This window comes from Chromobacterium sphagni, assembly GCF_001855575.1.
Lineage (GTDB): Bacteria > Pseudomonadota > Gammaproteobacteria > Burkholderiales > Chromobacteriaceae > Chromobacterium > Chromobacterium sphagni.
In genome coordinates, this window is record NZ_MKCS01000001.1 from 1,753,563 (window position 1) to 1,776,167 (window position 22,605).

General features: G+C 65.2%; 22 protein-coding genes. 14 read left to right on the plus strand and 8 right to left on the minus strand.

Going from position 1 to position 22,605, the window contains the following annotated elements; all coding sequences use genetic code 11:
- Nucleotides 1–56 precede the first annotated feature (56 nt).
- Complete coding sequence (locus BI347_RS08275) at nt 57–1,427, plus strand: amino acid permease (RefSeq protein ID WP_204378020.1); 1,371 nt, start codon at nt 57–59, stop codon at nt 1,425–1,427.
- Between the two features lie 72 nt (nt 1,428–1,499).
- Here the strand turns inward: BI347_RS08275 and BI347_RS08280 are convergent, their stop codons facing one another.
- The 3 genes from BI347_RS08280 to BI347_RS08290 form a co-directional block, all read right to left on the minus strand.
- Nucleotides 1,500–1,820 (minus strand): AzlD domain-containing protein, encoded by a 321-nt coding sequence (locus BI347_RS08280; RefSeq protein WP_071115700.1) that lies wholly within the window; start codon nt 1,818–1,820, stop codon nt 1,500–1,502.
- The gene (locus BI347_RS08285) at nt 1,817–2,521 is read right to left on the minus strand and encodes an AzlC family ABC transporter permease (RefSeq protein WP_071115701.1); all 705 of its coding nucleotides are present in this window, start codon (nt 2,519–2,521) and stop codon (nt 1,817–1,819) included. The genes BI347_RS08280 and BI347_RS08285 overlap by 4 nt, the downstream gene beginning before the upstream one ends.
- Nucleotides 2,522–2,596: 75 nt before the next feature.
- Nucleotides 2,597–3,244 carry a MarC family NAAT transporter gene (locus BI347_RS08290; RefSeq protein ID WP_071111918.1) on the minus strand — a complete coding sequence of 216 codons (648 nt, stop codon included), beginning with the start codon at nt 3,242–3,244 and terminating at the stop codon, nt 2,597–2,599.
- A 194-nt stretch (nt 3,245–3,438) separates the two neighbouring features.
- Here BI347_RS08290 and BI347_RS08295 point away from each other — a divergent pair, with 194 nt between their 5' ends.
- The 3 genes from BI347_RS08295 (at nt 3,439) to dinB (ending at nt 5,706) form a co-directional block, all read left to right on the plus strand.
- On the plus strand, nt 3,439–3,900 hold the full coding sequence (locus BI347_RS08295) for a copper chaperone PCu(A)C (RefSeq protein WP_071111919.1): 462 nt from the start codon (nt 3,439–3,441) through the stop codon (nt 3,898–3,900).
- 352 nt (nt 3,901–4,252) lie between these two features.
- Nucleotides 4,253–4,555 (plus strand): Rdx family protein, encoded by a 303-nt coding sequence (locus tag BI347_RS08300; RefSeq protein ID WP_071111920.1) that lies wholly within the window; start codon nt 4,253–4,255, stop codon nt 4,553–4,555.
- Nucleotides 4,556–4,563: 8 nt separating this feature from the next.
- Complete coding sequence (dinB, locus tag BI347_RS08305) at nt 4,564–5,706, plus strand: DNA polymerase IV (RefSeq protein ID WP_071111921.1); 1,143 nt, start codon at nt 4,564–4,566, stop codon at nt 5,704–5,706.
- Here the strand turns inward: dinB and rodA are convergent.
- The 5 genes from rodA to BI347_RS08330 form a co-directional block, all read right to left on the minus strand.
- Nucleotides 5,684–6,781, minus strand: coding sequence for a rod shape-determining protein RodA (gene rodA / locus BI347_RS08310; RefSeq protein ID WP_071111922.1), 1,098 nt, complete (start codon nt 6,779–6,781; stop codon nt 5,684–5,686). The genes dinB and rodA overlap by 23 nt on opposite strands.
- The gene (gene mrdA / locus BI347_RS08315) at nt 6,762–8,702 is read right to left on the minus strand and encodes a penicillin-binding protein 2 (RefSeq protein ID WP_071111923.1); all 1,941 of its coding nucleotides are present in this window, start codon (nt 8,700–8,702) and stop codon (nt 6,762–6,764) included. The genes rodA and mrdA overlap by 20 nt, the downstream gene beginning before the upstream one ends.
- Nucleotides 8,703–8,716: 14 nt before the next feature.
- Nucleotides 8,717–9,220 carry a rod shape-determining protein MreD gene (mreD, locus tag BI347_RS08320; RefSeq protein ID WP_071111924.1) on the minus strand — a complete coding sequence of 168 codons (504 nt, stop codon included), beginning with the start codon at nt 9,218–9,220 and terminating at the stop codon, nt 8,717–8,719.
- Nucleotides 9,221–9,226: 6 nt separating this feature from the next.
- On the minus strand, nt 9,227–10,135 hold the full coding sequence (gene mreC, locus BI347_RS08325) for a rod shape-determining protein MreC (protein WP_071111925.1): 909 nt from the start codon (nt 10,133–10,135) through the stop codon (nt 9,227–9,229).
- Between the two features lie 65 nt (nt 10,136–10,200).
- Nucleotides 10,201–11,244, minus strand: a complete 1,044-nt coding sequence (locus tag BI347_RS08330) for a rod shape-determining protein (protein ID WP_071111926.1) — start codon at nt 11,242–11,244, stop codon at nt 10,201–10,203.
- Between the two features lie 343 nt (nt 11,245–11,587).
- Between BI347_RS08330 and gatC the strand changes: the two genes are divergently transcribed.
- The 10 genes from gatC to mraY all read left to right on the plus strand — a co-directional run bounded on the left by gatC (nt 11,588) and on the right by mraY (nt 22,604).
- Nucleotides 11,588–11,875 (plus strand): Asp-tRNA(Asn)/Glu-tRNA(Gln) amidotransferase subunit GatC, encoded by a 288-nt coding sequence (gene gatC / locus BI347_RS08335; protein ID WP_071111927.1) that lies wholly within the window; start codon nt 11,588–11,590, stop codon nt 11,873–11,875.
- A gap of 81 nt (nt 11,876–11,956) precedes the next feature.
- The gene (gene gatA, locus BI347_RS08340) at nt 11,957–13,408 is read left to right on the plus strand and encodes an Asp-tRNA(Asn)/Glu-tRNA(Gln) amidotransferase subunit GatA (RefSeq protein WP_071111928.1); all 1,452 of its coding nucleotides are present in this window, start codon (nt 11,957–11,959) and stop codon (nt 13,406–13,408) included.
- A gap of 21 nt (nt 13,409–13,429) precedes the next feature.
- On the plus strand, nt 13,430–14,857 hold the full coding sequence (gene gatB / locus BI347_RS08345; protein WP_071111929.1) for an Asp-tRNA(Asn)/Glu-tRNA(Gln) amidotransferase subunit GatB: 1,428 nt from the start codon (nt 13,430–13,432) through the stop codon (nt 14,855–14,857).
- 393 nt (nt 14,858–15,250) lie between these two features.
- Nucleotides 15,251–15,697: a division/cell wall cluster transcriptional repressor MraZ gene (gene mraZ, locus BI347_RS08350; RefSeq protein WP_071111930.1), complete on the plus strand. Its 447-nt coding sequence runs from the start codon at nt 15,251–15,253 to the stop codon at nt 15,695–15,697.
- On the plus strand, nt 15,694–16,656 hold the full coding sequence (gene rsmH / locus BI347_RS08355; protein ID WP_071115702.1) for a 16S rRNA (cytosine(1402)-N(4))-methyltransferase RsmH: 963 nt from the start codon (nt 15,694–15,696) through the stop codon (nt 16,654–16,656). The genes mraZ and rsmH overlap by 4 nt, the downstream gene beginning before the upstream one ends.
- Nucleotides 16,653–16,925: a cell division protein FtsL gene (ftsL, locus tag BI347_RS08360; protein ID WP_071111932.1), complete on the plus strand. Its 273-nt coding sequence runs from the start codon at nt 16,653–16,655 to the stop codon at nt 16,923–16,925. Before rsmH ends, ftsL begins: the two co-directional genes overlap by 4 nt.
- Nucleotides 16,925–18,676 (plus strand): peptidoglycan D,D-transpeptidase FtsI family protein, encoded by a 1,752-nt coding sequence (locus tag BI347_RS08365; protein ID WP_071111933.1) that lies wholly within the window; start codon nt 16,925–16,927, stop codon nt 18,674–18,676. The genes ftsL and BI347_RS08365 overlap by 1 nt, the downstream gene beginning before the upstream one ends.
- Before the next feature lie 4 nt (nt 18,677–18,680).
- The gene (locus BI347_RS08370) at nt 18,681–20,159 is read left to right on the plus strand and encodes a UDP-N-acetylmuramoyl-L-alanyl-D-glutamate--2,6-diaminopimelate ligase (RefSeq protein WP_071115703.1); all 1,479 of its coding nucleotides are present in this window, start codon (nt 18,681–18,683) and stop codon (nt 20,157–20,159) included.
- On the plus strand, nt 20,156–21,517 hold the full coding sequence (locus BI347_RS08375) for a UDP-N-acetylmuramoyl-tripeptide--D-alanyl-D-alanine ligase (RefSeq protein ID WP_071111935.1): 1,362 nt from the start codon (nt 20,156–20,158) through the stop codon (nt 21,515–21,517). Before BI347_RS08370 ends, BI347_RS08375 begins: the two co-directional genes overlap by 4 nt.
- Nucleotide 21,518: 1 nt before the next feature.
- Entirely contained in the window at nt 21,519–22,604 is a 1,086-nt protein-coding gene (mraY, locus tag BI347_RS08380) for a phospho-N-acetylmuramoyl-pentapeptide-transferase (RefSeq protein ID WP_071111936.1), read from the plus strand.
- Nucleotide 22,605: the final 1 nt, after the last annotated feature.

The window sequence follows — 22,605 nt, forward strand, 5'->3', positions numbered from 1 at the left end:
GCTGGGCACCTGTCAGGGCGGCTAGCTTGCCGCCCGCCCAATAAGGAGAATTGACCGTGAGCGAGACCCATACCGGTTTGAAGCGCGAGCTGAAAAACCGACACATACAGTTGATCGCGCTGGGCGGCGCAGTCGGCACCGGCCTGTTCCTCGGCTCGGCCAGCGTACTGAAGGCTGCCGGCCCCTCGATGATACTTGGCTACGCCATCGCCGGTTTCATCGCCTTCCTGATCATGCGCCAGCTGGGTGAAATGGTGGCCGAGGAGCCGGTGGCGGGTTCGTTCAGCCATTTCGCCTATCGCTACTGGGGCAGGTTCGCCGGCTTCCTGTCCGGCTGGAACTACTGGGTGCTGTATGTGTTGGTGGGCATGGCCGAGCTGACTGCGGTCGGCGAATACGTGCAGTACTGGTGGCCGCACGTGCCCACTTGGGCGACCGCGCTGGTCTGTTTCGTCGCCATCAACGGCATCAATCTCGCCAACGTCAAATCCTACGGCGAGTCGGAATTCTGGTTCGCGCTGATCAAGGTGGCGGCGGTGATCGCGATGATCGTGTTCGGGGCCTACCTGCTGCTGTCCGGCCATGGCGGCCCGCAAGCTTCGGTCAGCAATCTGTGGAACGACGGCGGCTTCTTCCCGCACGGCGCCGGCGGCTTGTTCATGATGATGGCGGTGATCATGTTCTCCTTCGGCGGCCTGGAGCTGATCGGCATGACGGCGGCCGAGGCGGCCGATCCGCAGAAGACCATCCCCAAAGCGGTGAACCAGGTGATCTACCGCATCCTGATCTTCTACATCGGTTCCTTGGTGGTGCTGCTGTCGCTGTACCCGTGGAGCAAGGTGGCCGCCGGCGGCAGCCCCTTCGTGATGATCTTCCAGCAGATCGGCGCCGGCTTCACCGCGCACGCGCTGAACTTCGTGGTGCTGACCGCCGCGCTGTCGGTGTACAACAGCGGGGTCTACGCCACCAGCCGCATGCTGTACGGCCTGGCCGAACAAGGCAACGCGCCGCAGGCGCTGAAGCAGCTGGACAAGCGCGGCGTGCCGGTCAACGCCACGCTGCTGTCGGCGGCTGCCACTTTCGCCTGCGTGATCCTCAACTACCTGTTGCCGGGCCAGGCTTTCGGCATCCTGATGTCGCTGGTGGTGGCGGCGCTGGTGACCAACTGGGCGATGATCAGCCTGACCCACCTGAAGTTCCGCCAGGCCAAGGCCGGCCAGAAGCTGGTGTTTCCGTCGATCTGGTTCCCGCTGGCCAACTGGGTGTGCCTGGCTTTCATGCTGATGATCCTGGGCATCCTGCTGTTCACGCCGGGCATGGCGGTGTCGGTGTACGTGCTGCCGGCGTGGCTGGCGCTGCTGTGGGTGGGGTTCCGCTTAAAAAAGCCGCAGCCGGCGAAAGCCGGGCTGGCGGGTGAGAACGCCTGACCCGCAGTGTGAGCGTTGTTGAGTGACGAGGCCGCCTTCCGGGCGGCCTTGTTCATTTGGCGGTAGCCGGCGCTACAGCAGCCAGCGCATCAGGCCGTAGACGGCGAAGCTGACCAGTATCGCCAGCAGCGTCTTGCCGCTTTTCCAGGCGACGATGATGGCGACGATGGTGCCGGCCAGATAGGGGTTGGTCGGCGAGGCGTCGATATGGCCGGCCGGCGCCAGCGCCAGCGGCACCACCAGCGCGCTCAGCACCGCCGCCGGCACGTAATGCAGCGCGCGGTTCAGCCAGGCGGGGAAGGCCAGCTTGTGGCCGAACACCAGGAAGCTGGCGCGGATGGCCAGGGTGGCGGCCAGCATGCCGGCGATGATCAGCCCGTGTTGCGCGTTCATGGCCGGATCCTGTGCTGGCGGTATTCCAATGTCAGGCCAGCCGCCACGCCCAGCAGCGCCGCCAGCATCAGGTCCAGCTTGTAGGGCAGGCCGCGCGCCAGCAGCGCGGTGAGGCCGGCGACGGCGGCGGCTACCAGCGTGGGCCGTTTCTTCAACTGCGGCGCGACGATGGCGGCGAAGGTGGCCACCATGGCGAAGTCCAGCCCCAGCTTGGCCAGCCCGGGCACCGAGCGCCCCAGCCAGACGCCGGCCAGCGTCCAGGCCAGCCAGTTGCCGTACATCGCCAGCGACGAGCCCAGCCAGTACCACTGCCCGCCGGCGGCGCCCTGGCTGCGGAAGCGGTGCTCCACCACCGCGAAGGTTTCGTCGGTGAGCCAGAACGCCAACGGCCAGCGCCAGGCCAGCGGCCATTGCCGGGCGTAAGGCAGCAGGGTGGCGCTGTACAGCGCATGGCGTAGATTGACGACGAAGGTGGTCAGCCAGATCACCGGCAGCGCGGCGCCGGCCGAAATCAGGCTGACCGCGATGAATTGCGAGGAGCCGGCGAAGACCAGCAGCGACATGGCGAAGGCTGTGGCGGGCGACAGGCCGGCGGCGACGGCCAGCGTGCCGAAGATCACGCCGAACGGGGCGGCGCCGACCACCATTGGAATGGTGTCGCGCGCGCCGTCCAGCGCCAGTTGCGGAGGGGTGCGGCTCATGCCTGCGGATCCTGCCTGAGAGGGAGAATCAATATAGCATGCTGCCGTGCGGCTACGGATGGTCGCGGTACGGACTCAGGAGCCGGCCATGAAGGTGCGGATGCCGGAGCCGACGAACTGCACGCCGATGCAGATCAGCAGGAAGCCCATCAGCCGGGTCATCACTTCGCGGCCGCCGCGTCCCAGCCGTTCCGAGATCAGCAGCGACGACTTCAGCGTCAGCCACATGCCGACGCAGGTCAGGCCGATCGCGGAGAAGGTCATGGCGAAGGCCAGCGCCTTGGCCGGCAGCGTGGCCAGTTCGGCGATTTCGGTGGAGATGCCTATCACCACCGCGATGGTTCCTGGGCCGCTGATGCCGGGCATGGCCAACGGGAAGAACGCGTAGTCCTCGCGTTCGCCCGACTGCTTGGGCGTCTGGCCCGGGTCTTGCGACAGGAACAGCATGCGATAGCCCAGCACCGCCACCACGAAGCCGCCGGCGATGCGCAGCGCGCCGTAGGAGATGCCGAAGGCCGCCATGATCAGGTTGCCGGCCAGCAGGCTCACCACCATGATGGCGGCGGCGAACACGCAGGCGCGGCGCGCCTGGCTGTCGCGGCCGCTGACGCTCATTTCGCGCGTCAGCGTGATGAACAGCGGAATCTTCGACAGCGGGTTGGTGATGGTGATCAGGCTAAGCAGACCGCCAAACAGGAATTGCAGCGACAACGTTTTGAACATGATGCAGGGCCGATTGAATAGCCTTGCGATTGTAGAGGGTTCCGCCTGGGCCGGATAGCAGGCGCTTGCGCTTTAAACCAGCGGCATGCGGAGGTGTTGTGCCGGACCGACGGCTGCGACATTTTGCCGCGGCGCGCGCGCATTCCGCCATGTTAAAGTTGCGCCATTTCCCTTTGCAATCGATGGAGTCCGCGATGAAACGTCTTGCCGCCGCCCTGCTCGGCCTGTGCCTGTCCGGCCTGGTTGCCGCCCATTCTTTCCAGCTGGGCGCCATCCATATCGGCCACCCGTGGAGCCGCGCGATGCCGGCCGCCAGCCCCACCGGCGGCGTTTACCTGTCGCTGCAGAACCAGGGCAAGACCGAAGACCGCCTGTTGTCGGCCAGCACCCCGCGCGCCGAAAGCGCCGAGCTGCACACCCATATCAACGACAACGGCGTGATGCGCATGCGCAAGGTGGAGGGCGGCGTGGCGCTGGCGCCGGGCCAGACCGTCAAGTTTGCGCCGGGCAGCTATCATGTGATGTTGATGGGCTTGAAGCAGCCGTTGAACAAGGGCGATCATTTTCCGCTGACGCTTAAGTTCGACAAGGCCGGCAGCGTCACGGTGGACGTGGTGGTGCAGGACGGCGGCGAGGCCGACAGCCACAGCCACTGAGCGTTTTCGCCTGCAACAACAGCAGCCGGCCCCGCAGGGCAAGCTGCTGTTTTTATTTGCGTTGGTCCGACGTTGCGCCGAAGTTACATGGTGCTTTGCAGCAACTGCCGGCGCGGCGGCCATTCGCTTTACAGCCGGATGGCGGCTGGGCACACTGGGCCCGGGTAATGAGTTTTGAACAAGACGTCATCACTGGCCGCCGGCTCCCGAAACTGGTTTTGCGCCAAGTCTGCCTATAAAAGAGAAATGATGGAGGAGCGGGTGTTCCACACCCGACAACAAGCTACAAGACAGGGAGCCGGCGACGTTTTTTGCGGTATGCTGTGCTTTTGTTCCGCCATCGCCTTTTGTCATGACTTCCCCTGATTCCCCCACTGCCCTTCCCAAAGTCGCCATCCACTACTGTACCGGTTGCCGCTGGCTGCTGCGCGCCGGCTGGCTGGCGCAGGAACTGCTCACCACTTTTGAGAAAGAGCTGTCCGAAGTGGCGCTGCGGCCCGGGAGCGGCGGCGTGTTCCGCATCGAGGTGGACGGCGAGTTGCTGTGGGACCGCAGCCGCGACGGCGGCTTCCCCGAGTTGAAGATTCTCAAGCAGCTTGTGCGCGACCGCATCGCGCCGGACAAGCCGCTGGGCCATAGCGACCGCCCCGGCTGAGACCGCTGATGTCCGCCCCGCTGCGCAAGATCATCCATGTCGACTGCGACTGCTTCTATGCGGCCATCGAGATGCGCGATGACCCCAGCCTGCGCCCGTTGCCGCTGGCGGTGGGTGGACGGCCGGAAACGCGCGGGGTGATCGCCACCTGCAACTACATCGCCCGCCGCTACGGCGTGCATTCGGCGATGTCGTCGGCGCGCGCGCTCAGGCTGTGTCCGGAGCTGGTGATCCTGCCGCCCGACATGGCGCGTTATCGGCTGGCGAGCCAGCAGATCATGGCCATCTATCAGCGCTACACCGAGGTGATCGAACCCTTGTCGCTGGACGAGGCGTATCTGGACGTCACCGGCCAGCCGCACGAGCAGGGCAGCGCTACGCTGATGGCGGAGGCGATCCGCCGCCAGATTCGCGACGAGGTGGGCATCACCGCCTCGGCCGGCATCGCGCCCAACAAGTTCCTGGCCAAGGTGGCCAGCGACTGGAATAAGCCGGACGGCCAGTTTCTGGTGCGCCCGCGCGACATCGACGCCTTCGTCGTCACCTTGCCGGTGGAGAAGATACACGGCGTCGGCCGCGTCACCGCCGAGAGGCTGCACCGCTTGGGCATACGCAACTGCGGCGATCTCAGGCGCTGGTCGCCATCCGACCTGTTCCGCCATTTCGGCAGCTTCGGCGAGCGGCTGCTGGCGCTGGCGCAGGGCCGCGACGAGCGGCCGGTGTCCACCGATCGCAGCCGCAAGACGATCAGCGTCGAAGAGACCTACGCCCAGGACCTGCCCGACCTCGCCAGCTGCCTGTCCAAGCTGCCGGAACTGGTGGACCGCCTGCAGGCGCGGCTGGCGCGCAGCGGCAGCCCGGAATTCAAGGGCCTGTCGGTGAAGCTGAAATTCGACGACTTTACCCAGACCACGGTGGAGCAAGCCGGCCACGCCCTATCCATGGCGGCCTTCGGCCAGTTGCTGCGCACCGGCTTCGCCCGCGGGGCGCGGCCGGTGCGCTTGCTGGGCGTGGGGGTGAAGCTGGCGGATGAGCACGATCTGCCGCGCCAGCTGAGACTGTTCGGCCGCGACGGCCGGCCGCTGCCGGACAGCCAGCCCGGTGACCCGGCCGTCGGCGGCGCGGAGCCTACAGCCGGCGCAGATTGCTGATGCCCATCAGCATGCCCATGCCGATGAACAGGGTGACGGTGGCGGTGCCGCCGTAGGACATGAAGGGCAGCGGCACGCCGACCACCGGCAGGATGCCGGACACCATGCCCATGTTGACGAAGGCGTAGACGAAGAAGGACATGGTGATGGAGGCGGCCATCAGCCGGCCGTACAGGGTCTGGGCGCTAGCGGTGATCATTATCGCCCGGCTGAGGATCAGCAGGTACAGCGCCAGCAGCAGCACGTTGCCGGCCAGGCCGAACTCCTCGGAATACACCGCGAAGATGAAGTCGGTAGTACGTTCTGGAATATAGTCGAGGTGGGTCTGGGTGCCGTTGAGCCAGCCCTTGCCCCAGGGGCCGCCGGAGCCGATGGCTATCATCGATTGGATGATGTGGTAGCCGGTGCCCAGCGGGTCGGTGGTGGGGTCGATCAGCGTCAGCACCCGCTTGCGCTGGTAGTCGTGCAGGTGGTTCCATACCAGCGGCAGGCTGGCGGCGAACAGCACCACGCCGGCCAGGATCACCTTCCACGGCAGGCCGGCGAAGAACAGCACGAACAGGCCGGCGGCGGCGATCAGCAAGGTGGTCCCCAGGTCCGGCTGCTTGAGCACCAGCGCGCTGGGAATGGCGATCAGCAGCGCGGCGATCAGATAGTGCCACCAGCGCAATGACAACTCGTATTTCTGGAAGAACCAGGCCAGCATCATCGGCAGCGCGATCTTGAGGATCTCCGACGGCTGGATGCGGGTGATGCCCAGGTTCAGCCAGCGGGTGGAGCCATTGACGGTGATGCCCTTGAAATGCACCGCCACCAACAGCAGCACGCCCAGCACGTAGATGGGCGGCGCGAAATTCATCACGCTCTGCGGCCGCATGCGCGCGATCAGCCACATCACCAGCAGCGACAGCACGGTGTAGGCCAGCTTGTTGTCTATCTTGTCGAAGGACTGGTTGTTGGCGGAGTAGAGCAGCACCATGCTGACCAGGAAGATCAGCCCCAGGAACAGCATCATCCAGCCGTCCAGCGGTTCCTTGATCTGTTGCCAGACGCGGTTAATCAGGGGTGTCTTCATGCGTGTCCCCATTTTCCATCGGTACGGTCTTGAGCAGGCCGGCCAAATCGTTCGGCACCTTGCCCAGCAGGTAGAAATCGAATAGGCCGCGCGCCACCGGAGCGGCGGCGGCGGCGCCGAAGCCGGCGTTCTCGACGATGATGGCCACTGCGATCTTCGGTTTTTCCACCGGAGCGAAAGCGATGAACCAGCTGTGGTCGCGGTACTGCTCGGCCAGCGCGGCGGCGTTGTACTTGGCGCCCTGTTTGATCGCCACCACCTGGGCGGTGCCGGTCTTGCCGGCCATCGAGTATTTCAGGCCTACGCCGACGCGGGCGCCGGTGCCGGAGATCATCACATTGTGCATGCCCTCCTTGATGTAGTCGAAATACTCCTGCGGATAGGGCAGTTGCTTGATCGGTGCCGGTTCTATCAGGCGGGTCTGGCCGGTTTTCGAGTCCACCACCTGCTGCACCAGGTGCGGTTTGAACACCTGGCCGCTGTTGGCCATGATGGCGGTGGCGTTGGCCATTTGCAGCGGGGTATAGGCGTTGAAGCCTTGGCCGATGCCGATGCTGACCGCGTCGGCCGGGTACCAGCGCCGCACTTCCGGCTTGTAGCGGGCGAAGCGCTTGGCTTTCCACTCCTTGGACGGCAGCACGCCGCTGGCTTCGCCGTCGAGGTCGATGCCGGTCTTGCTGCCCAGGCCGAAGGAGCCGACCACCGGGTGGATCTTGTCTATCCCCATGTCCCAGGCCAGCTTGTAGAAGAAGGTATCGCTGGAGACGGTGATGGCGCGCTGCAGGTTGACCATGCCGTTGCCGCCCTTCTTGCTGTCGCGGAACTGGTGGCTGGAGCCGGGCAGGGTGAAGTAGCCGGGCGCCGGGCGGATGTCGTGTTCGCCTATGCTGTGGGTGACCAGCGCCGCCATCGACATGAAGGGTTTGAAGGTGGAGCCGGGCGGATAGGTGCCGCGCAGCGCGCGGTTGACCAGCGGTTTCTGCCAGTCGGTGTTGAGCGCGGCCCAGGTCTGGCTGTCGATGCCGTCGATGAACAGGCTGGGGTCGAAGCCGGGCTTGGACAGGAAGGCCAACACGCCGCCGGTGGCCGGGTCGATTGCCACCAGCGCGCCGCGGCGGTCGCCGAACAGCTTGTCGGCCATCTCCTGCAGCCGGATGTCCAGCGCCAGCTTCAGCGTGTTGCCGTTGACCGGCGGCGTGCGGCGCAAGGAGCGGACCGCGCGGCCGCCGGAGTCGGTTTCCATTTCCTCGAAGCCGACCTGGCCGTGCAGGTCTTCCTCGTACACCGCTTCCAGGCCGGTCTTGCCGATGTAGTTGGTGCCCTTGTAATTGGTGGTCTTGTCCTCGTCGGCGAGACGCTCCTGGTCTTTCTGGTTGATGCGGCCGATGTAGCCCAGCACGTGGCTGGTCATTTCCTTGTACGGGTAGTCGCGGAACAGCCTGGCCTTCACCTCCACGCCGGGGAACTGCCAGGCGTTGGCGGCCACGCGCGCGGCTTCCGTGTCGGTGAGCTTCACTTTCAGCGGGATGGCTTCGAAATTCTTGCTCTCCGCCAGCAGTTTCTTGAATAGCTTCTCGTCGCGCTGGCTGACGTCGGCCAGCTTCTTCAGCTTGTCGATGGTGGCGTTCAGGTCGGGAATCTTGCTGGGGGTCAGCTCCAGCGTGTAGGCGGAGTAGTTCTGCGCCAGCACCACGCCGTTGCGGTCCAGGATCAGGCCGCGGTTGGGCAGGATGGGCACCAGCGAGATGCGGTTGTTCTGCGCCAGCGTGGAGAAGTGGTCGTGTTGCAGCACCTGCAGCCAGACGAAGCGGGCCAGCAGGATCAGGAACATCAGGATGATCAATGCGTAGGCGATGATCAGCCGCAGCTGGAACTCTTCTTCCTCGGTCTGCGGATTCTTGAAGCGGGCGGGGCGGCGCATGGATCAGTCAGGTCTCATACCGAATTGTGGCGGTAGGGAATCAGCATCAGCTTGGTCAACAGCGGCCACAGCAGCGCGCCGATCAGCGGCGGCAGGAAATAGCTCCAGCCGACGAAGGCCGAGCCTGTCAGCATCCGCACCACCACCATGATGATCTGGTTGGTGAGCATCAGCCCCAGCACCACCAGCGCCTGCTGTCCCAGGTTGAACATCACCAGCTGGCGCTGGCGGCTCAGCGCCAGGAAGGCGGTGAACGAGTAGGCCAGCGCGTGCTGGCCGAACAGGCCGGCGGTGGAAACGTCGGCGACGATGCCCATCATGAAGGCGATGCCGATGTTGACCCGGCGCGGCTGGTTGATCACCCAGTACAGGATCAGGAGGCCGATGAAGTCCGGCAGCCAGCGCGTGCTGCCGTGCGGCAGCGGCACCAGCTCGACCAGCACGGCGGTGACGAATGTGAGCAGGATGAAGCGGCGCTTGACCGGCTTGAGCAGCTCCTTGGGGCGGTCCAACGACATCGGGTTTTACTCCTCGGCGGCGGCCTTTCTGCCGCCCCTGGTCTTTTTCTCGACGACAACCGGCGCCTCGGCCGGGCGCGCCTTCGCTTCGCGGGCCTGCAGCACCAGCACGTAGCGGGTCTGCTGCACGCCGGACAGCGGCGTGGTGCCGACGCGGGTAAAGGCGGCGCCGGGATTGCGCTCCACCTTGCTCACCACCGCCACCGGAATGCCCTCGGGGAACATGCCGTCCAGGCCGGAAGTCACCACCTGGTCGTTTTCTTTCACATCCGAGCTTTGCGGCAGATAGCGCAATTCCACCCCGCCACCATAACCATAGAGGATGGCGCGTTCGCCGGTGCGGGCTATCATCACCGGCACCATCTGGTTCTTGTCTATGATCAGCGTCACCTCGGCGGTCAGCGGCTGCACCCGCGTCACTTGGCCCAGCAGGCCGCGCGCGTCCACCACCGGCTGGCCGGCCTGCAGTTTGGCGTCGTCGCCCTTGTCGATGATGATCTTGTACGAGAACGGATCGCGTCCGGTATACAGCGTCTCGGCGATCTGCGCGGAGTCGTCGCGCTGGGCGCGGATGCGGTTCAACGCGCGCAGTTCGTTCAGTTCGCGCTCCAGCGTCTGCAGGCGGGACAACTGCGCCGACATCTGCAGCTGGCGGGTGCGCAGTTCGGTGTTTTCCTGCTTCAGCTCGGTTTGCGAGGTCAGGTAGTCGCCGGCGTGGCGCACCGCCTGCGCCGGCAGGTTCACCGCGCGCTGCACCGGGTACAGCGCCAGCGACAGGGCTTCCCGCGTCTGTTCCATCAGGCCGTAATGGCTGTCGCCTATCAGGAGCGCGATCGAGGCGACCGCGCTCATCGCCAGGCGAGCAGCCGGAGGCGGCCCGGAGCGGAAGAAGCTGGGGGTGTTGGCGAAATCCATGGCCACAGCCGCCGCGCCTTGACGGCGCGGCGTTCGCTCGGTTGGTTAAGGTCCGTTGCTGAAGTTTAAGGCACGTTGGTGAAGATGGTGCCGATCTTGTCCATCTTTTCCAGCGCCTTGCCGGAACCGCGCACCACGCAGGTCAGCGGCTCCTCGGCCACGAACACCGGCAGGCCGGTTTCTTCGGCCAGTAGACGGTCGATATCCTTCAGCAGCGCGCCGCCGCCGGTCAGCACCATGCCTTTTTCGGCGATGTCGGCGCCCAGTTCCGGCGGAGTCTGCTCCAGCGCGATCTTCACCGCGGAGACGATCTGGTTCAACGGCTCGGTCAGCGCCTCCAGGATTTCATTGGAGGACACGGTGAAGGCGCGCGGGATGCCTTCGGCCAGATTGCGGCCCTTGACTTCCATCTCGCGCACTTCGGCGCCGGGGAAGGCGGAGCCTATGGTCTTCTTGATTTCCTCGGCCGTGGTCTCGCCGATCAGCATGCCGTAGTTGCGGCGGATGTAGTTGATGATCGCCTCGTCGAACTTGTCGCCGCCGACGCGCACCGAGTTGGAGTAAACCACGCCGCCCAGCGAGATCACGCCGACCTCGGTGGTGCCGCCGCCGATATCCACCACCATCGAGCCGGTCGGCTCTTCCACCGGCAGGCCGGCGCCGATCGCGGCGGCCATCGGCTCTTCGATCAGCTCGACGCGGCGCGCGCCGGCGGCCAGGGCCGAGTCGCGGATCGCCTTGCGCTCCACCTGGGTGGAGCCGCAGGGCACGCAGATCACGATGCGCGGGCTGGCGGCGAAGAAGCGGTTGGGGTTCACCTTCTTGATGAACTGCTTGAGCATCTGTTCGGTGACGGTGAAGTCGGCGATCACGCCGTCCTTCATCGGGCGGATGGCCTGAATGCTGCCCGGGGTGCGGCCCAGCATGCGCTTGGCTTCCAGGCCCACGGCCAGGATGGACTTCTTGTTGGTGGGCACGTCATTGTGGATGGCCACAACGGAAGGCTCGTCAAGCACGATGCCCTTGCTGCGCATGTAGATCAGGGTGTTGGCGGTGCCAAGGTCGATGGCGAGGTCGTTGGAGAAGTATCCGGTCAGCGAACGAAACATTGGGCGATCCTGGTCAGTTTTCGTCAGGGGCGGACGCCAGCGGCGTCCGTAAAATCCAGTTTATCTGTCGTAGACCCAAACTCCCAGCCGCGGATGCGGCAAGAAGCGCTGCTGTCGACGTCGCTTGTGGGCGAAATGTGCGCCCAACCGGCTGGCTTTGAGCAGTTCTTGCCCGGTGACCCGGACGGTGGAGCTGGCCTGCGCTATTTGGCCCCGGCGCACGATCCGGAGGCGGTGAAAATGCCGTCAGGATGCGTCGTGGCGCAATCTCAATCTTGGGAGAATCAAACGGGGTATGATACCCTATAAAGCTTGAAATATTAAAGGTTTTAACGAGGACGCCATGTCGCTTACGCACCAGGATGTCGCACGGATCGCCAAGCTTGCCCGCATCAATGTGAGCGAGGCGGAAATCGCCGCCACGGCAGACAAGCTCAACAATATTTTCAGCCTGATCGAGAAGATGCAGGCGGTGGATACCGCAGGCATCGAGCCGATGGCCCATCCGCAGGACGTGTCCTTGCGTTTGCGTGATGACGTCGTCACTGAAGCCAACCAGCGCGAGGCCTTCCAGGCGGTGGCGCCGCAGGTGGAAAAGGGTCTGTTCCTCGTTCCCAAAGTGATCGAGTAAGCCCTCTGATCGGCCCCGCGCGGCTTGGTTCCCTGAATGGGGCCCGGGCCAGACTATCCGGATAGCAAGACCAAAATCGAAATGACACAAGCCACCCTCAAGCAATTGTCGCAACAGCTGGCGGCCAAGGAAGTTTCCAGCGTGGAACTGGCCGGCCAGTATCTGGACCGCATCGAGGCGCTGAACCCGGCGCTGAATGCCTTGATCACCGTCGACCGCGAAAAGACCCTGGCCGAGGCGGCCGCCGCCGACGCGCGCATCGCCGCCGGCAACGCCCACCCGCTGGCCGGCGTGCCGCTGATCCACAAGGACCTGTTCTGCCAGCAAGGCTGGAAGACCAGCTGCGGCTCGAAGATGCTGGACAATTTCGTCTCGCCCTACGACGCCCATGTGGTGCAGCAATGCGCCGCCGCCGGCCTGGTGACGCTGGGCCGCGCCAATATGGACGAGTTCGCGATGGGCTCGTCCAATGAAAACTCGTTTTACGGCGCGGTGAAGAATCCGTGGGACCTGAGCGCCATTCCTGGCGGCTCGTCCGGCGGCTCCGCGGCCGCGGTGGCCGCGCGCCTGGCGCCGGTCGCCACCGCCACCGATACCGGCGGCTCCATCCGCCAGCCGGCTTCGCACTGCGGCGTCACCGGCATCAAGCCGACCTACGGCGTGGTGTCGCGCTACGGCATGGTGGCCTTCGCCTCCTCGCTGGACCAGGGCGGCCCGATCGCCCAGACCGCCGAGGACTGCGCGCTGATGCTGAACGTGATGGCCGGCTTCGACGAGCGCGACTCCACCAGCCTGGAGCGCGCGAAGGAAGACTACACCCGCGATCTGAACCAGTCGCTGTCCGGCCTCAAGGTGGGCCTGCCGCGCGAGTACTTCGCCGCCGGCCTGGATGCCGACGTCGCCCGCGCGGTGGACAACGCGGTGGCGGAATTGAAGAAGCTGGGCGCCGAGGCGGTGGACGTGAGCCTGCCCAACACCGAGCTATCCATCCCCGCTTACTACGTGATCGCCCCGGCCGAAGCCTCCACCAACCTGTCGCGCTACGACGGCGTCCGCTACGGCCACCGCGCCAAGGACTACAAGGACCTGGTGGACATGTACGAGAAGACCCGCGCCGAAGGCTTCGGCGACGAGGTCAAGCGCCGCATCCTGGTGGGCAGCTATGTGCTGTCCCACGGCTATTACGACGCCTACTACCTGCAGGCGCAGAAGATCCGCCGCCTGATCGCCAACGATTTCAAGGCCGCGTTCCAGCAATGCGACGTGATCCTGGGGCCGGTGGCGCCGACCGCTGCTTTCGATCTGGGCCAGCTGTCGGCCGATCCGGTAGAGATGTATCTGTCCGACATCTATACGCTGTCGGTCAACCTGGCCGGACTGCCCGGCATGAGCGTGCCGGCCGGCTTTTCCGCGGGTGGCCGTCCGATCGGCCTGCAGATCATCGGCAACTACTTCGCCGAGGCCAAGATGCTGAACGTCGCGCACCAGTTCCAGCAGGCCACTGACTGGCACACCCGCGCGCCGGCACTGTAAAAGATTGAGGACCAGATAAAGATGAAATGGGAAGTCGTAATCGGCATTGAGGTGCACGTGCAGCTCAACACCGTCTCCAAGATTTTCTCCGGCGCCAGCACCGCCTTCGGCGCCGAGCCCAACACCCAGGCTTCCGCGGTGGAGCTGGCCTTTCCGGGCGTGCTGCCGGTGCTGAACCGCGCGGTGGTGGACAAGGCCATCCGCCTGGGCCTCGCGCTGGACGCCACCATCAACCAGAAGAACGTGTTCGCCCGCAAGAACTACTTCTACCCCGATCTTCCCAAGGGCTACCAGATCAGCCAGATGGAGCTGCCTATCGTCGAGCGCGGCAAGCTGAAGATTCTGGTCGGCGATCAGGAAAAGATCATCGGCGTGACCCGCGCCCACATGGAAGAGGACGCCGGCAAGAGCTTGCACGAAGACTTCCAGGGCCTGTCCGGCATCGACCTCAACCGCGCCGGCACGCCGCTGCTGGAGGTGGTGTCCGAGCCCGACATGCGCTCGGTGGACGAGGCGCTGGCCTATGTGAAGGCGCTGTACGCGTTGGTGACCTGGCTGGGAATCTGCGACGGCAATATGCAGGAAGGCAGCTTCCGCATGGACGTCAACGTGTCGGTGCGCCCGGAAGGCCAGAAGGAGTTCGGCACCCGCCGCGAGATCAAGAACCTCAACTCCTTCCGCTTCCTGGAGCAGGCCGCCAAATACGAGATCCAGTGGCAGATCGACACGCTGGAAGACGGCGGCAAGGTGCAGCAGGCGACGGTGCTGTTCGATCCGGACAGCGGCGAGACCCGCATGATGCGCAGCAAGGAAGACGCGCACGACTACCGCTACTTCCCCGATCCGGACCTGTTGCCGGTGCGCATCGCGACCGAGCAGATCGAGCGCATCCGCGCCGAGATGCCCGAACTGCCGGGCGCGATGCAGGGCCGCTTCGTCGAGGAATTCGGCGTGTCGGCCTACGACGCCGCGCTGCTGACCGCGAGCCTGCCGCTGGCGCAGTACTTTGAAGCCGCCGCCCGCGCCTCCGGCCAGGGCAAGTTGGCCGCCAACTGGGTCAACGGCGAGATCGCCGCGCGGCTGAACCGCGACGGCAAGAGCATCGCCGACTGCCCGATTGCGGTCGAGCGCCTGGTGGGCCTGCTGGCGCGCATCGCCGACAACACCCTGTCCAGCAAACTGGCCAAGCAGGTGTTCGAAGCGTTGTGGGATAGCGAGTTGTCGGTCGATGACATCATCGAACGCGACGGCCTGAAGCAGGTGTCCGACGTCGGCGCCATCGAGAAAATGGTGGAAGAAGCGATCGCCGCCAACCCGAAGGCGGTGGAGGAATTCCGCGCCGGCAAGGAAAAGGCGCTCAACGCCTTGGCCGGCCAGGTGATGAAGGCATCCAAGGGCAAGGCCAACCCGACCCAGGTGCAAGATATCCTGAGGCAGAAGCTGGGCTGAGTTTGATACCCGAACAACATGCGGCTTGTTTAAGCCGCATGTTGTTTTTTAAATACAGGCCTGAAATTGGCCGCGGGTAAAGTGTTTCTTTTATTGAAGATACTTGTGCTTCAGACAGTTCCATCGGCAATTATTGCCGTCCTGTTGCATCCCCTGCGATCCGCAATGTTCACATCCCACTTTTACTGATGATTTTAAGTCACTGATTTCTCACAGATTCCATTTTTATACCCTCCCGTAAGTCATTGTCGCAAAAGGCGAATTAGAGAATTCCTATGTTGACCGTGGGGCGGTTATTTCTTATAGTGGCGAAAAGTGGGATAAAGTGGGTGAAAGTGGGGCAAATGCCCCTCGGAGCGACGGCTCCGTTTTCTCGGTCAGCGGGTTCAAATCATGATTGGTGGCGTCAGTATCCTGTCTCTCGATAGCAAGGGGCGTTTGGCTATTCCGGCCAAACACCGTGAGACACTGCTGTCCGCGTTTGGCCACAAGCTGATCGTCACCCTCGAGTCCCAGGACCACTTGCTGTTGTACCCCGAACCCAACTGGCGCCCGGTCGAGGCCCGTCTGCTTGCCCTTCCCACCGGCAATCCCACGCTGAAACGCTATCAACGGCTGGTGCTTGGCCATGCCGAAACCCTGGAAATGGATTCCGCCGGCCGCATCCTGCTGCCGGCCCGGCTGCGCGAGTTGACCGCGCTGGACAAGGATGTCGCCCTGGTAGGCATGGGCAACCGCTTTGAGTTGTGGAACGCCGAGGAATGGGACAGCCAGACCGCCGACGCGCTGGCTATCGATCAGGCCGATTTGGCCCAACACCTTGGAGATTTCACGCTGTGAGCACCCCCACTTACGTGCACCGCACGGTATTGCTGGCCGAAGCGGTCGACGCGCTGGCCATCCGCGAGGATGGCGTCTACGTCGATTGCACCTTCGGCCGCGGAGGCCACAGCCGTTTGATCCTGTCGAAGCTCGGCCCGAATGGCCGGCTGATCGCCTTCGACAAGGACCTGGAAGCCATCGCCGTCGCCGAACGGCTGGCGGCGGAGGATTCCCGCTTCAACATCGTGCACAACGGTTTCGAGACACTGTCGTCCGAGCTGGCCCGCCTGGGCGTGGCCAGCGTGGATGGCGTGCTGATGGACCTGGGCGTGTCGTCGCCGCAGATCGACGATGGCAGCCGCGGTTTCAGCTTCCGTTTCGACGCGCCGCTGGACATGCGTATGGATACCACTCGCGGCGTCACCGCCGCCGAGTGGTTGGCAACGGCCGACGAGGCCGATATCAGAGAGGTCATCAAGACTTATGGTGAAGAGCGGTTTGCTCGCAAGATCGCAGCAGCCATTGTTGCGCAACGGGGGGAACACCCCATCACGACCACGCGTGAGCTCGCTTTGCTCGTTGGGCAAAACGTCCGTACTCGGGAACCGGGTCAAGACCCCGCGACGCGTACCTTCCAGGCGATCCGGATCTTTGTGAACCGGGAGCTGGACGAACTGAAGGCGGCGCTGCCGCAGGCCGCGCGTCTGCTGGGCGAGCATGGCCGGCTGGCCGTCATCAGCTTCCATTCGCTGGAGGACCGCATCGTCAAGCAATACCTGCGCGACGTCAGCAGCGAGGAAAAGCTGCCGATGTGGGCGATGGTGCGCGCCGAGGACATGGCCAAGCCGCCGATCGCCCTGGTGGGCAAGGCGGTCCGCGCCGGCGACGAGGAGGTGCGCGAGAACCCGCGCTCCCGCAGCGCCATCATGCGGGTGGCCGAGCGCACCGCCGCGCCGTGGCGGGAGGTGGATGCATGAACAAGCTCAACGCGATGCTGCTGGCGATGACCGTCTTCTCCGCCTGGTCGGTGGTGACGTCTACCCACGTGTCGCGCAAGCTCTACAGCGACTTGCAGAAGGAGACCAAGTCGGGGCAGCAGCTGGAGGTGGAGTTCGGCCAGCTGCAGCTGGAGCAGAGCACCTGGGGCGCGCACGCGGTGATTGAAAAGGCGGCGTCCACCCGTCTGGACATGCACACCCCCGATCCGCGCCAGATCCAGGTGATTTCGCCCGGAGGGAGGATCTGATGCGCGCCGGCAGCAGCTATAGCGTTCGCCAGCGGCCGGTGTCGGCCAGCCCGGCCCTGCGCATGACCAGAACCCGGGTGCGCTGCGTGCTGCTGGTACTGGCGCTGCTGTTTCTGGCGTTGATCTGCCGCGCGATGTATCTGCAGGTGGTGCAGCAGGATTTCCTGCAGAATCAGGGCGAGGCGCGTTTCCGCCGCGCGATGACGCTGGAGGCCAACCGCGGTGTGATCACCGACCGCAACGGCGAGCCGCTGGCGATCAGCACCCCGGTGCAGACCATCTGGGCCAGCCCGGCCGACATGGAGCCAGTGCCGCCGGCCAAGCTGCGCGAGCTGGCCGCCCTGCTGGACCTGGCGCCGGAGGAACTGGCCGCCAAGCTGTCCGACCGCAAGAAGGAATTCGTCTACATCAAGCGCCAGATCAGTCCGGAGCAGGCCGACAAGGTGATGGCGCTGGGCATTCCCGGCATCGCCAAGCAGCAGGAATTCCGCCGCTTCTACCCGGCCGGCGAGATCGTGTCGCACATCATCGGTTTCACCGGGGTCGACGGCAAGGGCCAGGAGGGCGTGGAGCTGGCGCGCGAGAAGATGCTGGCGGGCCGCGATGGCCGCCGCGTGGTGCTGAAGGACCGCCGCGGCCACATCATCGAGGACATCGCCGCCATCGAGCCGCCGCGCGACGGCCAGAAGCTGGCGCTGGCGGTGGACCACCGCATCCAGTATCTGGCCTATCGCGAGATCAAGGCGGCGGTGGAGCAGAACAAGGCCAAGGCCGGCAGCGTGGTGGTGCTGGACGCCCACTCCGGCGAATTGCTGGCATTGGCCAACTACCCGTCGTTCAACCCCAACAACCGCGTCGGGGTGACGCCGGAAATGATGCGCAACCGCGGCGTGATCGACCTGTTCGAGCCGGGCTCGACGATGAAGCCCTTGTCGATTTCGCTGGCGCTGGAGCATGGCAAGGCCAGCCTCAACAGCGTGCTGGACACCCACAGCTATATGATAGGGCCGGCCACCATCCGCGACGTGTCGCCGCAGGCCAGCCTGAACATTCTCGGCATTATCCAGAAGTCGTCCAACGTCGGCACCAGCAAACTGGCGCTGATGAGCAGCCCGGAGGACTTCTGGAAGCACTACGACGCGCTGGGCTTCGGCCGCGCGCCCAATACCGGTTTCCCCGGCGAGGCCGGCGGCCGGCTGCGCGATTGGCACCGCTGGCGGCCGATCGAGCAGGCGACGATGTCCTTCGGCTACGGCGTATCGGTCAGCCTGATCCAGATGGCGCGCGCCTATACCATCTTCGCCAACGATGGCGTGATGCTGCCGATCGCGCTGTACAAGACCAGCAACCCAATGCCGGGCAAGCGGGTGATAGACATCAAGACCGCGCACGAAATGCGCGACCTGTTGATCGCCAACAGCCAGCCCGGCGGCGGCGCGGTCGGCGGCCGCATCATCGGTTACAGCATAGGCGCCAAGAGCGGCACCGCGCGCAAGCTGGAGGGCCGCACCTACGTGGCCAACAAGCACCGCGCGCTGTTCATGGGCTTCGCGCCCGGCCATGCGCCCAAGGTGATCGTGGCGGTGATGATAGACGAGCCTTCCGCCGGCAAATATTACGGCGGCGCGGTGGCGGCCCCGGTGTTCTCGCAAGTGGCCGGCGGCGCGCTGCGAGTGCTGAACGTGCCGCCCGACGAGCCTTCCAACAACACTTTATTGCCGGAATCGACCCCTGTTCCGGCGGACTTCTGACACCATGAAGAGTCGTCTGATCGCCTTGCCGGACTGGGATCCGGCTGCGCTGAACCAGCTGGGCCTGACCATCAAGAGAGTGGAGGCCGACAGCCGCCGCGTGCTGCCCGGCGATGTATTCCTCGCCTGTCGCGGCGAGTTCGTTGACGGCCGCGATTTCATCCCCGCCGCGCTGGAGAAGGGCGCGGCCGCGGTGCTGTGGGACGACGCCGACGGCTTCGCCTGGAATCCGGCCTGGCAGGTGCCCAATCTGGCGGTGCCGAATCTGCGCGAGCGCGCCGGCATCGTCGCCGCCCATGTGCTGGGCGAGCCCGCGCGCGATCTGACCGTGGTCGGCATCACCGGCACCAACGGCAAGACCTCGATTTCGCACTGGCTGGCGCAGGCTTTCTCCTTGCTGGGCCGGAAGGCCGCGTTGATCGGCACCGTCGGCAACGGCTTCTACGGCGCGCTGACCGAAACCACCCACACCACGCCCGACCCGGTGACGGTGCAGCAGAAGCTGGCCGAATATCGCCGCCAGGGCGCGCACGTGGTGACGATGGAAGTTTCCAGCCACGGCCTGGACCAGTCCCGAGTCAACGGCGTGGCCTTCGCCACCGCGGTGTTCACCAACCTGACGCGCGACCATCTGGATTACCATGGTTCGATGCAGGCTTACGGCGAATCCAAGAAGAAGCTGTTCTTCTGGGAGGGCCTGCAGCACGCGGTGATCAACGCCGACGACGAATTCGGCCGCCAGCTGGCCGGGGAGATCGACCGCGCGCAGACCCAGGTGGTGACGTATGGCCTCACGCAGGGCGATGTGCGCCCGCTGGCGCTGGCCGCCACATTGGAGGGCCTGCAACTGACCGTCGCCACGCCGTGGGGCGTGGTGGATGTGCGCACCGGCCTGGTTGGCCGCTTCAACGCCGCCAATCTGCTGGCCTGCCTCGCCACCTTGTGCGTCAACGGCGTCAGCCTGGCCGACGCCGCCGCGGTGATGGCGCGTATCCAGCCGGCGCGCGGCCGCATGCAGAGCATAGGCGGCACGCATGAGCCGCTGGTGGTGATCGACTACGCCCACACCCCGGACGCGCTGGAGAAGGCGTTGGCCACGTTGGGTGAAATCCGCCCCGCCGGCGGCCGGCTGTTTTGCGTGTTCGGCTGCGGCGGCGACCGCGATCCGGGCAAGCGCCCGATGATGGGCGCCATTGCCGAGAAGCATGCCGACGTGACGGTGCTGACCAGCGACAATCCGCGCAGCGAGGACCCGCTGGCCATCCTGGCCGACGTGCAGGCCGGCATGAAGCAGACCGGCCATGTCGATGCCGACCGCGAGGCTGCCATCCACTGGGCGGTGGGCCAGGCGCGCGTCGGCGACGTGGTGCTGATCGCCGGCAAGGGCCATGAGGAATATCAGGACATCGCCGGCGTCAAGCGGCCGTTCTCCGACTTCCGCGTGGCGGAAGAGGCGCTCACCGCCTGGGGGCACCAAGCATGATGAGCCTGCAGCAAGCCGCCCGCCACGCCCAAGGCAGCCTCGTCGGCGTCGATGGCGCGGTGTCGCGGGTGATCACCGACAGCCGTCTGGCGCAGCCCGGCGATTTGTTTGTCGCGTTGAAGGGCGAGCGTTTCGATGCCCATGATTTCGTCGCCGAGGTGACGGCCAAGGGCGCCGCCGCGCTGGTGCGCGCCGATTTCCAGCTTGCCGGCGCCAGTTTGATCCGAGTGGACGATACCCGTCTGGCGCTGGGGCGTCTGGCCGCTGGCTGGCGCGCGGGGCAGCCGGCCGTGGTCGTCGGTGTCACTGGCTCCAACGGCAAGACCACGGTCAAGGAAATGCTGGCCGCCATCCTGAGCGCCCATGCCGGAGATCAGGCGGTGCTAGCCACCGCCGGCAATTTCAACAACGACATCGGCCTGCCGCTGACCCTGCTGCGACTGAAGCCGCAACACCGCTACGCGGTGATCGAGATGGGCATGAACCATCACGGCGAGTTGAGCTACCTCGCCGGCCTGGCCCGGCCGCAGGTGGCGCTGGTCAACAATGCGATGCGCGCCCACTTCGGCCATTTCGGCACCACCGAAGAAGTGGCCAGGGCCAAGGCGGAAATTTTTGAAGGACTGGTCGACGGCGGCGTGGCGGTGCTCAACGCCGACGACGCCAATCTGGCATTGTTCCGCCAGCGTGCCGGTCGGCATCGTCAGTTGAGTTTCGGCCTGGGTCCAGACGCCGAGGTCGGCGCACGCGATTTGCAAATGGACGCGCTGGCAAGCCGCTTCATCCTGACCTCGTCTGTCGGCGAGCAAACAGTGTCGTTGCCGGCGCCGGGCGAGCACAACGTCCGCAACGCGCTGGCCGCCGCCGCGGTGGCGCTGGCGCTGGAAGTGCCGCAGGCCGCCATCGCCACCGGCCTGGCCGCCTTTGCCGGCGCCAAGGGGCGCTTGCAGCTGAAAACCGCGCCGAGCGGCTTGACCGTGCTGGACGACAGCTACAACGCCAATCCGGATTCGATGAAGGCCGGCCTGGACGTGCTGTCGCGCCTGCCGGCCCCGCGCTGCTTCGTGATGGGCGATATCGGCGAATTGGGCGACGCCGCGCCGGCGTTGCACGCCGAGGTCGGGGAACATGCGCGCGCGCGCGGCATCGAACAGCTCTTCGCGCTGGGCGAGCTGTCGCGCGCGGCTGTCGCCGCCTTCGGCGCCGGCGCGCAGCATTTTGATTCGATTGACGAGTTGTTGGAGTGCCTGGATAGCCGGCTGGCATCGGGTACCGCCGTTCTGGTCAAGGGGTCGCGCTTCATGCGCATGGAACGGGTGGTGGAACACCTGATGCACGCAAACACAGAGGGAGTATAAGGTGCTGCTTTGGTTGGCTGATCTGTTGGGCTCGCACATCCGGGCCTTCAATGTTTTCAATTACATCACGCTGCGCGCGGTGATGGCGGCCCTGACTTCGCTGGCGATTTCGCTGCTGCTGGGGCCGTGGGTGATCCGCAAGCTGACCGAGCTCAAGGTGGGCCAGGCGGTGCGCAACGACGGCCCGCAGACCCACCTGGTCAAGGCCGGCACTCCCACCATGGGCGGCTCGCTGATCCTGCTGGCCATCACCATCACCACGCTGCTGTGGGCCGACCTGTCCAATAAATATGTGTGGCTGCTGCTGGCGGTGATGCTGGGCACTGGCGCACTGGGTTTCTACGACGACTGGCGCAAGGTGGTATACAAGGACCCGAAAGGGGTATCGGCCAAGTTCAAGATGGGCTGGCAGTCGGCCATCGCCATCGGCGCCGGGGTGTTCCTGATCGCCACCGCCAAGCTGCCGGCCTCCACCGAATTCATCGTTCCCTTCTTCAAGACCGTGTCCTACCCGCTGGGCGCGGTGGGCTTCTGCGTGTTGACCTATCTGGTGATCGTCGGCACTTCCAATTCGGTCAACCTCACCGACGGCTTGGACGGCCTGGCGGCGCTGCCCACCGTGATGGTGTCGGCCGGCCTGTCGATTTTCGCCTACGCCGCCGGCCACGCGGTGTTCTCCAAGTACCTGGGCGTGCCCTTCATTCCCGGCGCGCACGAGGTGGTGGTGTTCTGCGCGGCGATGTGCGGCGCCTGCCTGGGGTTTTTGTGGTTCAACGCCTATCCGGCCCAGGTGTTCATGGGCGACGTCGGCGCCTTGGCGCTGGGCGCCGCGCTGGGCACCGTCGCGGTGATCGTGCGCCAGGAAGTGGTGCTGTTCATCATGGGCGGCCTGTTTGTGGTGGAGGCGCTGTCGGTGATGATACAGGTCGGCTCGTTCAAGCTCACCGGCAAGCGGGTGTTCCGCATGGCGCCGCTGCATCACCATTTTGAATTGAAGGGCTGGAAGGAGACGCAGGTGGTGGTGCGTTTCTGGATCATCACCATGATGCTGGTGCTGGCCGGCCTGTCCACGCTGAAGCTGCGCTGAG